The sequence below is a fragment of the Parachitinimonas caeni genome, assembly GCF_030129945.1.
GTDB classification, from domain to species: Bacteria; Pseudomonadota; Gammaproteobacteria; order Burkholderiales; family Chitinimonadaceae; genus Parachitinimonas; species Parachitinimonas caeni.
In genome coordinates, this window is the sequence record NZ_JARRAF010000034.1 from 41,322 (window position 1) to 52,176 (window position 10,855).

Genomic DNA, 10,855 nt, shown 5'->3' on the forward strand with positions numbered 1-10,855 from the left:
TCACCTTGTCACTTGTCATCCCCCCACTCACTGCCAGCCGTCTCGCGTTTAGACGCCGGTTTCTTGCGTACAGCAGCTTGATCCTGTTGCTGACGCCTTACGCGCATGCGGCACAAGGCGGCTTCAGCCTGGGCATTGCCAAACCTCTGTGCAACATGATCAGCAGCGTAAGCCAGGAAGCCGCAATCATCATGGCCCTCCTTGGCATTGGAATTGCCGCTTGGCTGATGTGGGGCGGCGAAAAAGGTTCAAAAGTCATGGAGGGGATTATCCGCACCGTGGCAGCGGTAACCATCGTCTTGTCCCTGACTACCATCGTCACAGTCATCTTCCCCGCTGCTCAGATGCAGCTGTGCTCATGATCAATACTCCAGAACCCTTGCGCCAGACCCCCATGGACACCGCTGTACTGGAACCCATTCTGTTGTTCGGGATGGAGTTTTCCTGGCTGGTGAAGTGGTTGTCGGGCTCGGTCCTATTCATCTTCCTTGCCTGGCTGGCATTTGGCACCAAGTGGGCCATGGCTGGCGCTCTCATCTTTGATGTCCTAGCACTGATCCTGCTTGCCGGCCTCAACCGTCTGGTGGATCCCAACTTCTTCTCAGTGCTGTGGCGCTACTACCAGCAAGCAGCGTTATATGACCCGTGGCCGCATCGCCGCCAACGACGCGGACGCCGGCCACGGGGTTTCGGCAGAGGCAATTTATGGTAATCGATCTGGCCGCACGTCTGCGCCAATATCAGACCTTGCCCAATGGTGAGGAAATCCGCTCTTCGGCAGAGCTATTGCCCTATCTGTTCACCCAGGGTCACCAACAGTCTCTGGTGGTGAACAAGGATGCCGGGCTGCTCGCGTGCTTTGAGCTCGCAGGGGTGGATGCAGAAGCGCTGGAAAACACGGAAGTCAATCTGCTCGCCCGCAAGCTCGCCACGCAACTCGCTCGGCAGGATCAATGGCCGCCCATCATCTGGCTAACAGTCAACCGCCAGGTTCAACCACCTCCACCTCCTCGCGAGTTGGCACATCCGATGGCGCGGACGTTTGATCAGGCGCTGCGCGCACCGCTTCTAGCCAGCCGCAACCTCGTCAATAGCCACTATTTAAGTTTGCTGGCTCCGGCCACCAGCAACCGCCACGCCTGGCTCGACCGGTTTCGTCACCATTATCAGCGGACAGGACAGCTTGGTCAGGCTGTCATCGAAACCTTGCGGAGCACTTTGCTCGGCGATCAGGCGTTTGCCTATATGGCCGGCGAACTGGATGCGGCAAGCCTGCGCTTTGAGGAAATCCTAAAGGAATTCAGTGACAGTTTGAAGGAACTTGGACTGCAACGCCTGAGCGGTCAACGCCTGCTGGGGTTTCTGCACGGTATGGCCTCGCCCTTGCACGAATCCCAGGAGCGGGTCGCAGTGCCCCAGGATGTTCCACTGGACACTTGGCTGGGCGACTGCGTGATTTATCCACACGGCAAAGTCATTCAGCTCGTGGGGAGTCAAACCCGCTACGCAGCAGCCCTTTCCATCAAGGCTTGGCCGATCCGCCCGGATGGTACCCGCCCTCGCATGCTGGAGTCGTTGTTAAGACTGCCCGTGGAAATGCGGGTCTCACTTTGCTGGCGCATCCTGCCACGAGAGGAAGCCCTCTCCCGCCTCACCCGCAAGATCCGCTTTTATGAAGCGGCTTCACGCCCCTTGGCCAGCTATATCATGGCTTTGACCAAGGGCAAAGACGACAAACCAACAGAACCACCCAAGGAAGATGCCGGCGCAGTGGAGGCCGTCAAGGCGCTGAAGGATACCGAAGCCTCGCTGCAGTCCCGTCATGGCGCACTGGGTTACGGCAATCTCACCATCCTGATCTTTGCTGATACCCCTGCACAACTGGAGCAGGACGTCGCCCGGGTCGAGGAGACGTTGCGACAAAAGCGTTTGACACCAATCCGGGAGACCCTGCACCTGACCTCAGCCTTTGCCGGCAGTCTGCCAGGCCAGTGGGGTGAACTGGTGCGCTGGCGGGAACTGACGGCAGACCAGGTTGCAGATCTGGCTCCCATCCATACGATTGATCGTGGTCAACGCATCAACCACTATCTCACCGAGCAGACCGGCCGCACCATTCCGGCACTGGCCCAGTTCTTGACGGAACACGGCACGTTGTTCAACTTCAATTTCCACGTCAATGACTACGGCCACACTCTGGTCATCGGCCGAACTCGTGGCGGCAAGACAGTCCTGATCAATATGTTGACCCTGGCCTGGCAGGCGTACGGGAAAGTCCGGGTGATCCGCCTGGACCGCGATCGATCCTGCCGGATTGCCACCCTGATCACTGGGGGCATCTGGATTGACACCGCATCGGATCGTGCCCGCGTCAATCCCCTGATTCATCTGAGCGATACCCGGCATCGCCGTTTCCTTTGCAACTGGCTGGAACAACTGGCGAGCAGCTTTGGTCATGCTGTCTCCGCAGAGGATTCGACCGAAATTGCACGCTGTCTCGATATCATGGCCAAGGAGTTGTCGCCATCGCTGTGGCGGCTCGGCACCTTCTCCCTGCACCTGCGCCGACAAGAGTTAAAGCAGGCCTTTGCGCCATGGGTCGAAGGAGGCGCCTACGCCTCGGTGTTCGATCACGCCGTCGACGACATGGCCCTCTCCGACAATCTGTGTGTCGATCTTGGCGGCATCCTGCAATCTCCGCGAGCCGTCGAACACTTCTTTGCGCTGTTCCTGTATCGGATCGAGGATTTGCTCAATCATCAGCCCGATGATGAGCGCGTACCCACCTTTATATATTTAGAGGAAGGCGGGGTCATGCTGAAGTATCCCTGGTTCGCCAGGGAGGCAGACTCGCTACTCAAGCGTCTGGGCAAGAAGCTGGCTCATCTGGTGATTACCGTGCAGTCGCCGGAAGACGTGGAGAGTATCCGCGCCTCGGCCCGCGACAACATCGCCACCAAGATCTTCATTCCCAGCCCAAGGGTCAGCAATGAAAGCCTGTCCCAGATCTATGCCAGCGAATTCGATCTGAATCCTCGGCAGCTGGAACAGATCATCCACGCCACCCCCAAGCGCCAGTACCTGGTGAAACAGGATGAGCTGTCGCGCCTGATCACCACCAATCTGACCCCGGAAGCCTTGTACTTCCTACGCTCCGACAAGCTGGCCCAAGACCTGTTTGACCGGCATTGGCGCGGCGGCCAGGGCGTCGTCGGCTGGGAAAAAGCCTATCTCGATGCCTTGAAGCCTTTACCGGATGAGGACGACGGTGATGAAGATTACTGAGCCCCGGCCGCTCCCCCGGCCATCCCCACCAAGGAGTACTGCCATGCCTCAATTCCCAAACTTGCGTCGTTCCGCCATTGCAGCGCTGCTCAGCCTGTCTCTGACCACGCCAGCCTCCGCAGTCTGGTGGGCCTCGGAATGGACCCAGGTGCTGAACAACATCGAGCTGGTTGCCACGGCTTTGGCTCAAGCCAAGGAGGTGCAACAGACCTTCAAGCAGTACGAAACCATGATGCAAAACCTGCAGCAGCTAAATGACAGCGATATCCGCGCCAAACTGCAGCCCTTCTTGCAGCAAAAGGCCCAGTTCCAGAAGCTGGCGCAGTCGGTGAAGGATTTCAAGGAGTCGAGCCAGAACGCCCGTGAGGTGTTGAGTCGGCGGATGGAAGAGGCGAAGAAGCTCAATCTGTCCCCGAAGCAGTACTTCGAAGCCGAATATGAGCTGGCCGCGAACAAAGGTGGCTACTACCGGCAGCAACTGGATGCGGATTTGAGTGCGCTGGATCAAGCCACGGTACGGGCCAATAAGCTCAACACCCTGCAGGCTTCGGTGCCCAAGATCAGCGGCAATATCGAAGGCATGCAGACCCTGGCCATGTACGCCCATAACCAGGCATCCGAGCTGGGTGAGATCCGTACTCTGATGCTGCGTTCGTCGGTTGAGGCGCAGAACAAGCGGGTCGATGAGGAAGCTGCCGCCAAATATGAGGCCAAGAAGCGTCTGGCCTTGCAGCGCGATGCCGAGGAGATGCGCAAGCGTAATGAAGCGGCAGTCGGCGCGATCAAGTTTCAGTTACCAAAACTGAATCAGGTGTCGCCATGAGCCGGCTGCAGCAATGGCTCTGCCGACGCCTGCAATTGTCGGCCGCCGATATCCAGCATCTGCAGGAACTGCTCGCCACCCGCGCTGCATTGCCCAGTGCTGATAGGGAGCAGCAGGCGCTACCCCGCGAATTGACCGAACTGTCACGAAAAACCCTGGCCTGGACGCTACTGACCGTCGCGGAGGACCAACCCCGCTACTTGATCAGTGGTCTGCTGGCCATGGCCAGTCTGCCGGTCTTGGGTTTGCTGGCCAGCGTCATCTGGTGGAGGGCCAGCCATGCTTGAGCGTTCCCCCGCCTTGGCCTGCAGTCTGCTCGCCGCCCTAGGTTTGTCGCTCATGGCTGACCTACTAACGCATCTGAGTGCGCAGGTAAACCAGCGCCAACCCGTTCAGCACTGGCTGAAGCAGACAGCGCTGTCTCAAGTCATCTTGCTATCGATCGCCGCCGGAGTCTGGTTTGGAGGGACTCATGGCTGATATGGTTTCCGTCGCTTGGGCAGCGCTCAATTCCGCCCTCTCGGTGCTACCCGGCAAAGTAGCCGAGATGTCGGGTCGCACCATCCCCGCCGGACTGGGCCTCACCGGTGTTCTGTCCCTATGGGCATTGATGTGGCACGTCATTGACTTCTATGCAGCCAACAACTTTGCCAGTTGGACCCGCGACACTTTGCAAACGGTGATTCGTGTCGCGATTTTGACGGCGTTGTTGCTCGCCTATGCCTCGGCGAATGGTCCGAAAGGCTGGTTGGTCCAGGGAGCCGATGAACTGGTCATGCTGATCACGGGTAGCAGCGATGCCAACCCCTGTCAGATTGCTCTGACTCAATTGGCGAAAGCCATTCAGGCGGTCAGCTGGATGAATGACGTCAGTCAATCCGGGGCGGCAGATGCTGGACTCTCCATCTCTGCCTACAACCCCATGACCCTGCTGATGGAGCTGCACCGCATGCTGGTCCGCCTGCTGTTGATCGGCTTGCTGTCCGGACTCCTGACAATCTGTGGCGTGGTCTACTGTGGCATCTACCTGCTCAGCAATCTGACCCTGTCGATCGCCATCATCATGGGCCCGTTGATGCTGCCCTGGTTGTTGATGGAGCGATTCGAGTGGTTAGCCGATTCCTGGATCAAGTTCTCAATCGGTGCCGCGTTGTACAAGGTCGTCGCCGCCATCCTGTTCATGCTGGGCACCGAATTGGTCATCCCCGCCCAAACCACCGCCAAGCTCCTGTCACAACAACTGGCACTGGAAACAGGGACCAAGGCTTATAGCCCAATGGTCGATCTCTTTGCGGCAGCACCGGTAGTCATGATCCTGATGCTGGTGATCATGATGATGTCTTCCGCTCCATCCATCGCTGCCAACCTGCTATCTGGAAACGCCAGTGTTCGACTGGGTCGTTTCCCGCTGCGCTAGGAGTCTTTCATGTTTGGTAAATCCCGCAAACCCACCGACGCCAGCCTGCCACCACCGCTGACGGTCAGCAGTCAGCAGCGCTTCTTCGAGGCCTTTGGACTGCCCCAGCTCAAGCTGGCCCGCGCTCAAGCGATCGCCGTCCTGCACTGGGCCGTCACGCTTGGCCTGGTCGTGCTGTTGATCGTGCTGCTGCCACTCAAAACCACCGAGTACCGCTTTGTCTCGGAAGACAAGCTGACCGGTCAGGTCCGGCAGAGTGACCTGGTTGCCCGCAAGTTCGAACCGAGCGAACTCAATAAGTTGTTCGAGGCGCGGCGCTGGGTAGCAGAGCTGCTGACCGTGGATCCGGCCCTCCTACTGGCCAATCAGGCCCATGTCACGGCCATGGTGCGTGGCAAGGCGGTGGGCGAGCTGCGTAGCTGGCAGATCGAAGACAAGCCCTCCGCCCGCCTGGTCGCCGATCCACAGTTCACGCGCACCGTCAACGTGCTGTCGTCCAACTTGCTGTCAGACGGCGGAGCCGACATCGCAATCATCCGGGTGCTACTGACCGAGACCGGGCGCGATGGTCTGGCCAAGCGAGCCGTGAAGGTGGTCACCCTGCACTACAACCTGTTGCCGCCAGCCACGCTGGAAGAGGCCGAACGCACCAATGCCATCGGTTTCACCGTCACCCACTTTTCCATTTCGGACGAGAGCAAAGCCCAATGATGAAGACTGCTACCCCCCTCATTCTGTCGCTCGCCAGCGGTCTGGTTCTGGCAGATCCGCCGGCGCTGCGCGAGTTGCCGCCGATCAAACCCTTGCCCGCCGTGACCCCTACGCCCCCCGCGCCACCGGTCACGCTGCCGCTGCCGAGCCTGAGTAAACCGCCTCAGACCAAATCGGCAGCGGCGGAAGGGCCCCATGCCGTGCGCAAGGCCAAGCCACGCCCCAAACCCACCCTCTTGACGGTCACTGAGAAGCAGCCATTGGACAGTGGCGGGACGCCGGGCACCCCCACGCTGTCGGTCTATCACGATCCGCGTCTTGTGGCGTTTGCCTACGATCCGGACCGGATTTTCCCGGTGATGACAAAGGGCGGCATGCTGACTACCCTGGCTTTCCAGCCAGGGGAGAAGGTGACCGGCACCTATTTTGCAAACGGCTGCGTCACCTTCGAAGCCAGCGGCCAATCGGCCGAGGCTCCCGCCGAACCGGCAGGCTGTGATGCCGGTTGGCGCATCCTGCTCAACAAGGCGCGCAATCTGCTGTTGATCAAGCCGATGACCGATGGCTTGGACAACAACGCCATCATCACCACCAATCACCGTACTTATCAGCTATGGCTGGCCAGCCAGTCCGATCGCCAGTACTACCAGCGGGTTAGCTGGCGTACGCCAGAACTGACACGCAGTACGCTGGCCCTGGGTGAGCTGGATGAAGAGCAGGCCTCCATTCCAGCCAGGGCCACGGCAATGGGGCGGCCAGAACCGGTACGGCCTCTGGCAGACTCCGCTGTCATTCCGAATCAAGGCCCTACAACCAGTAACCAGATTGACCTAGGCCGCCTGAATCTGGACTACCAGGTCGAAGGTCGCGCCCCTTTCCGGCCGACTGCGGTGTTCGATGATGGCAATCAAACCGTGCTGCGGCTGCCGCCCAAGCTGGAGGCCTTGCCGGTGCTGTTCGCCATCGACGAGGCCTCAGGCAAGGCGGAGATCCTCGACGCTCAGCTCGAACAGGGCAACTTCCGCTTCGCTGGAATCCGCACGAAGCTGCTGCTGAAGCTGGGCGATGCGGAAATCCGGATCCTGCGCAAGACCGCCGACACGTCCGGCTGGCTGGCACGGGGGCGTGAATGAGCGAGCCGAATACCCTACCGGTCGGTGGGCGCAGCCTGTCACGGACCCAGCTGCGGGCGCTGGTCATCGGCCTGATGATCGCCATCGTCATTGCCTTGCTGGTTTTCAGCGGCAACAAAGGCGCCACCGCCCGCCGCAATGAGCTGGTGCATGACATCCGTCAGGATGCTGCCGCCTCAGCTAATGCAGGCGACCCGGACCAGACCCGCAAGCTGTTACGCGATCAAGCGGATGAAGCCCGTGCGCAGCAGGAAGTCCTGGCTGCTGCCCGCCAATCTCCCGCCAACGCCACCGCACCAGCCTTGGGCGCCGCGCCATCGGTGACACCGATCGTGCCGGGGGTCAGCGACGCAGGCCTCGATCGGGTTGACCACTATGCACAGCGCAAGGCCGATGTCGCGGCCGAGCAGCATGCGGCGCAGCGGCTGGAAACCCGGCAACGGATCGCGTATTTCGAGCCGGGTGACGACGCCAACCAGAACGGTGACTTCGCCCCCCAAACCTCCAGCAAGCCGAAACAGTCGCCTTCGGATCCTGTCGCCGAGCAGGCCGCCTTGCGCCAACAAATGATCGCCGCCGCGCAACAGCGGATGGCGGCCGGCGGGCAGGGCGGGGCAGGGGGACCGTCCGGCACCGAAACGCCTGCGGGTACCCCCACAGTAAAGGGTCACCAGGCCTGGTTGCAGCAGCAGGGAACCGTGAGCGAGCAAGCAGCCCTGCAGGTGATCCCGGCCGAGTCGCCGTTTTTGCTGATGCAAGGCAGTGTCATCCCCTGCACCCTGCGCGTCGCCGTGCAATCGCAACTCCCCGGCTCCGGCAGCTGTCAGGTCGAGCGTGATATCTACGATTCAATTCGCGGTCGGCACAAGCTGGTGCCAAAGGGCACGCTGGCCTTGTTCAACTACCAGAGCGAGGTCAATGCCGGGCAGAGTCGGCTGTTGGCTGCCTTCACCCGGCTGATTTTCCCAACAGGAGCCTCGATCCGCTTGGGGGCGATGCCGGCAGCGGAGCGTTCCGGTGCGTCGGGCATCCCGGCAGAAGTCGACAACCATTTCTGGTCGCAATTCGGCTCCTCGCTATTGGTGGCAGGCCTGTCCGGCCTGGTGGGTGGCGATAGCAGTGGCAATACCCAGGTGGTGATCGAAGCCGGTGGCGGTGGCAGTGGTCTGCGCTCAGCGGCCGGCCAGATCCTGGTGCAGACCACCAAGCAGATGCTGGAGCAGAACAAGACCACCCAACGCACGCTATCGGTCAACGCTGGCGACCGGATTGCCATTGTCGTCACCCAGGATCTGTTGCTGCCACCGAGTTTGACTGGGGGCCAGCCATGATCGACTGGACCCCGACCCTGTTGCAGTGCGCACCCAATGTTCACCCTGACACCATGGCGCGAATCATTCGGGTGGAAAGCCGTGGCAATCCTTACGCCATCAGTATCAATGGGGGGAAACGTGCCTTGCGCCGGCAGCCCCGCAATCAGGCTGAAGCGGTGGCCACGGCGGCCGCCCTGACCCGTGCCGGCTATGGCATCTCGGTCGGTCTGGCTCAGATTGAATGGCGCAATCTCGGGCGCTACGGCATCCGACATTGGGAGCCCGCCTTCGACCCCTGCGTCAACCTGGCTTTGGCCGGGCAGATCCTTGGTCGTTTCTACCACGCTGACTTACGTCGCCTGCAGGCGCAGGGGCATGCGGCCCCGCAGTCGGCGGCGCTGATCGCTGCCATCTCCCGATACAACACCGGCCATCCTGCGCAGGGCCTGCGCAACGGTTATGTCGGTCGCGTGCTCCAAGCGGCCCCAACCCCCGTTTTTGCCTTAAAAGGATCCCACTTATGAGATCGATGTCCCCTCTGTTTTCTGCACTGTGCCTGGCTGGCTGTCTCGGGCTGAGTCCGCTCACCGCCCTGGCCGACAGCCCAACCACCCAACCCGCCGCGCAACTTGGTCAGTTTGATTTCCGCTACCGGATCGAAGGCCAGGGCGTGTTGCAGGCCTTCGATGATGGCCGAGCGCTCTATCTACAATTGCGCGGTGACGTGCCGCCGGTCGTCCTGGACCTGACCGAGGGCGAAAAACTCGTCGTCGCTGAACGCAAAGCACCGTTCTGGCGGGTGCCCGTCCTGCCGCAAAAAATGGCGGTGTTGCTAGGTCAAAGACGGACCGTGCTGACTTATCTGGGCGAACGGGTTCGCGGTGGCACTCAGACCCACGGTATGGCCAGTCCGATTCGCTCAGATGGACTGCTGCCCTTACCAGATACGGCGGTTTCCCGTGAAACCGCCACCCAAGCTACCACCGTGCCGCCAGTGCCCACGCCACTCCCCCAGACGCCGGCATCAACCGTTTCCGCCGCTGACCCAACCCCTACGCCAGCGGCCATCGCCCGCGCCGAAGCACTGGATCAGTTGTTTGCCGAGTCCGGCCTGATCCGTTTACGGCAGCCCGAGCCCGCAGTTCGTGGTGGTGGCGCGGTGGATGACTTGCCTGCTGTCGCTGCACCGGTCGTCAGCAGTTGGGCACTCGGACCGCAGCACGCCACCCTGCGACGTGCGCTGCAGGACTGGAGCCAACGTGCCGGTTGGCAGCTGGCCTGGGAGGCGCCGGTGGACTACCCGCTCAGCTACACCGCCCGCTTCGACGGTGACTTCGAAGCTGCCGTGCAACAGGTATTTGCGTCGCTGCAAGGCGCCGATCAGGCCTTGCAGGCCGTGCTTTATCAAGGCAATCACACCCTGCGGGTGATGGTCGCCGGCAGCCAGCCCTAAGGAGGCCCGCCATGTCACAGTCCAATGTTCCCGTCCTGATGTTGGCCAGCCTGCTGGTGGCCGGTTGTTCCAGCATTGAGCTCAAGCAGCAGGTCACCCAGTCATCCGAGCGGGTCGCTCTGGATGCCAGCCAGCAACGCCATGTGCAGCAAGCGATGGCACAGCAGCAACAGGCGGTCGTCCGCAAGCTGGACACCGCCTGGCTCGGCAACCGTGCGATCAAACTATCGGCCGATCAGCAACTGCCACCGGTATTCGACCAGCCGCACTCGCTGAGCCTGCGTTACCCAACCACGCTGGCCGGTGTGGCCGATGCGCTGACCAAGGTCAGTGGCGTGATGATCCGGATCCAGCCGGATGTGTATACCGCGACGCCAGCCACTGGCAGCCTGCCGACCGCGGCGGGTAAATCCGGTAATGAGGCGCCGTTCAGTGGTTATCTTGCTGCCGACTCGCTGCGCGGCCTGCTCGACAAGATCGCCGCCCAGGCCAGCATTTCGTGGGAGTACCGCGATGGCCTGGTGCAGTTCTACCGGCTGCAGAGCCGCACCTTCACGCTGCTGCTGCCACCGGGCGAGGGCGATGCCACGGTCAATGTCTCGAAGTCGGCCACCGCCACCAGCTCGGGTAGCGGCAGTGGCTCGAACAGCGGCTCGGCCAGTAGCAGCAGCGATAACAAGGTGTCGTCCACCGCCAAGCTGCAGTTCTGGAGCAACATCG

Annotated in this window: 13 protein-coding genes; all 13 read left to right on the plus strand. The window is 61.2% G+C overall.

Annotated elements, in window-relative coordinates:
- Nucleotides 1-5 precede the first annotated feature (5 nt).
- Complete coding sequence (locus PZA18_RS19630; RefSeq protein WP_284102582.1) at nt 6-362, plus strand: TrbC/VirB2 family protein; 357 nt, start codon at nt 6-8, stop codon at nt 360-362.
- A complete protein-coding gene (locus PZA18_RS19635) occupies nt 359-712 on the plus strand; it encodes a hypothetical protein (RefSeq protein WP_284102583.1) in 354 nt (117 codons plus the stop codon). Before PZA18_RS19630 ends, PZA18_RS19635 begins: the two co-directional genes overlap by 4 nt.
- Nucleotides 706-3,285, plus strand: a complete 2,580-nt coding sequence (locus PZA18_RS19640) for a VirB4 family type IV secretion system protein (protein WP_284102584.1) — start codon at nt 706-708, stop codon at nt 3,283-3,285. Before PZA18_RS19635 ends, PZA18_RS19640 begins: the two co-directional genes overlap by 7 nt.
- 43 nt (nt 3,286-3,328) lie before the next feature.
- Entirely contained in the window at nt 3,329-4,108 is a 780-nt protein-coding gene (locus PZA18_RS19645) for a hypothetical protein (protein ID WP_284102585.1), read from the plus strand.
- Nucleotides 4,105-4,395 carry a hypothetical protein gene (locus tag PZA18_RS19650; protein ID WP_284102586.1) on the plus strand — a complete coding sequence of 97 codons (291 nt, stop codon included), beginning with the start codon at nt 4,105-4,107 and terminating at the stop codon, nt 4,393-4,395. Before PZA18_RS19645 ends, PZA18_RS19650 begins: the two co-directional genes overlap by 4 nt.
- Nucleotides 4,388-4,588, plus strand: a complete 201-nt coding sequence (locus tag PZA18_RS19655; RefSeq protein WP_284102587.1) for a hypothetical protein — start codon at nt 4,388-4,390, stop codon at nt 4,586-4,588. The genes PZA18_RS19650 and PZA18_RS19655 overlap by 8 nt, the downstream gene beginning before the upstream one ends.
- Complete coding sequence (locus PZA18_RS19660) at nt 4,581-5,525, plus strand: type IV secretion system protein (protein ID WP_284102588.1); 945 nt, start codon at nt 4,581-4,583, stop codon at nt 5,523-5,525. Before PZA18_RS19655 ends, PZA18_RS19660 begins: the two co-directional genes overlap by 8 nt.
- A 9-nt stretch (nt 5,526-5,534) precedes the next feature.
- Complete coding sequence (locus PZA18_RS19665; protein WP_284102589.1) at nt 5,535-6,236, plus strand: VirB8/TrbF family protein; 702 nt, start codon at nt 5,535-5,537, stop codon at nt 6,234-6,236.
- On the plus strand, nt 6,233-7,369 hold the full coding sequence (locus PZA18_RS19670; RefSeq protein WP_284102590.1) for a TrbG/VirB9 family P-type conjugative transfer protein: 1,137 nt from the start codon (nt 6,233-6,235) through the stop codon (nt 7,367-7,369). The genes PZA18_RS19665 and PZA18_RS19670 overlap by 4 nt, the downstream gene beginning before the upstream one ends.
- Nucleotides 7,366-8,700, plus strand: a complete 1,335-nt coding sequence (locus tag PZA18_RS19675) for a TrbI/VirB10 family protein (RefSeq protein WP_284102591.1) — start codon at nt 7,366-7,368, stop codon at nt 8,698-8,700. The genes PZA18_RS19670 and PZA18_RS19675 overlap by 4 nt, the downstream gene beginning before the upstream one ends.
- Entirely contained in the window at nt 8,697-9,206 is a 510-nt protein-coding gene (locus tag PZA18_RS19680; protein WP_284102592.1) for a lytic transglycosylase domain-containing protein, read from the plus strand. The genes PZA18_RS19675 and PZA18_RS19680 overlap by 4 nt, the downstream gene beginning before the upstream one ends.
- Nucleotides 9,203-10,135: a TcpQ domain-containing protein gene (locus PZA18_RS19685; RefSeq protein WP_284102593.1), complete on the plus strand. Its 933-nt coding sequence runs from the start codon at nt 9,203-9,205 to the stop codon at nt 10,133-10,135. Before PZA18_RS19680 ends, PZA18_RS19685 begins: the two co-directional genes overlap by 4 nt.
- Nucleotides 10,136-10,146: 11 nt before the next feature.
- The coding region (locus tag PZA18_RS19690) for a hypothetical protein (protein ID WP_308447430.1) at nt 10,147-10,855 on the plus strand (709 nt) is incomplete at its 3' end.

Bases quoted from the DNA above. Each gene is read 5' to 3' on its own strand.
- PZA18_RS19645 (WP_284102585.1), top strand. From the start codon at position 3,329: ATGCCTCAATTCCCAAACTTGCGTCGTTCCGCCATTGCAGCGCTGCTC.
- PZA18_RS19665 (WP_284102589.1), top strand. From the start codon at position 5,535: ATGTTTGGTAAATCCCGCAAACCCACCGACGCCAGCCTGCCACCACCG.
- PZA18_RS19660 (WP_284102588.1), top strand. From the start codon at position 4,581: ATGGCTGATATGGTTTCCGTCGCTTGGGCAGCGCTCAATTCCGCCCTC.
- PZA18_RS19635 (WP_284102583.1), top strand. From the start codon at position 359: ATGATCAATACTCCAGAACCCTTGCGCCAGACCCCCATGGACACCGCT.
- PZA18_RS19680 (WP_284102592.1), top strand. From the start codon at position 8,697: ATGATCGACTGGACCCCGACCCTGTTGCAGTGCGCACCCAATGTTCAC.
- PZA18_RS19650 (WP_284102586.1), top strand. From the start codon at position 4,105: ATGAGCCGGCTGCAGCAATGGCTCTGCCGACGCCTGCAATTGTCGGCC.
- PZA18_RS19675 (WP_284102591.1), top strand. From the start codon at position 7,366: ATGAGCGAGCCGAATACCCTACCGGTCGGTGGGCGCAGCCTGTCACGG.
- PZA18_RS19685 (WP_284102593.1), top strand. From the start codon at position 9,203: ATGAGATCGATGTCCCCTCTGTTTTCTGCACTGTGCCTGGCTGGCTGT.
- PZA18_RS19670 (WP_284102590.1), top strand. From the start codon at position 6,233: ATGATGAAGACTGCTACCCCCCTCATTCTGTCGCTCGCCAGCGGTCTG.
- PZA18_RS19655 (WP_284102587.1), top strand. From the start codon at position 4,388: ATGCTTGAGCGTTCCCCCGCCTTGGCCTGCAGTCTGCTCGCCGCCCTA.
- PZA18_RS19640 (WP_284102584.1), top strand. From the start codon at position 706: ATGGTAATCGATCTGGCCGCACGTCTGCGCCAATATCAGACCTTGCCC.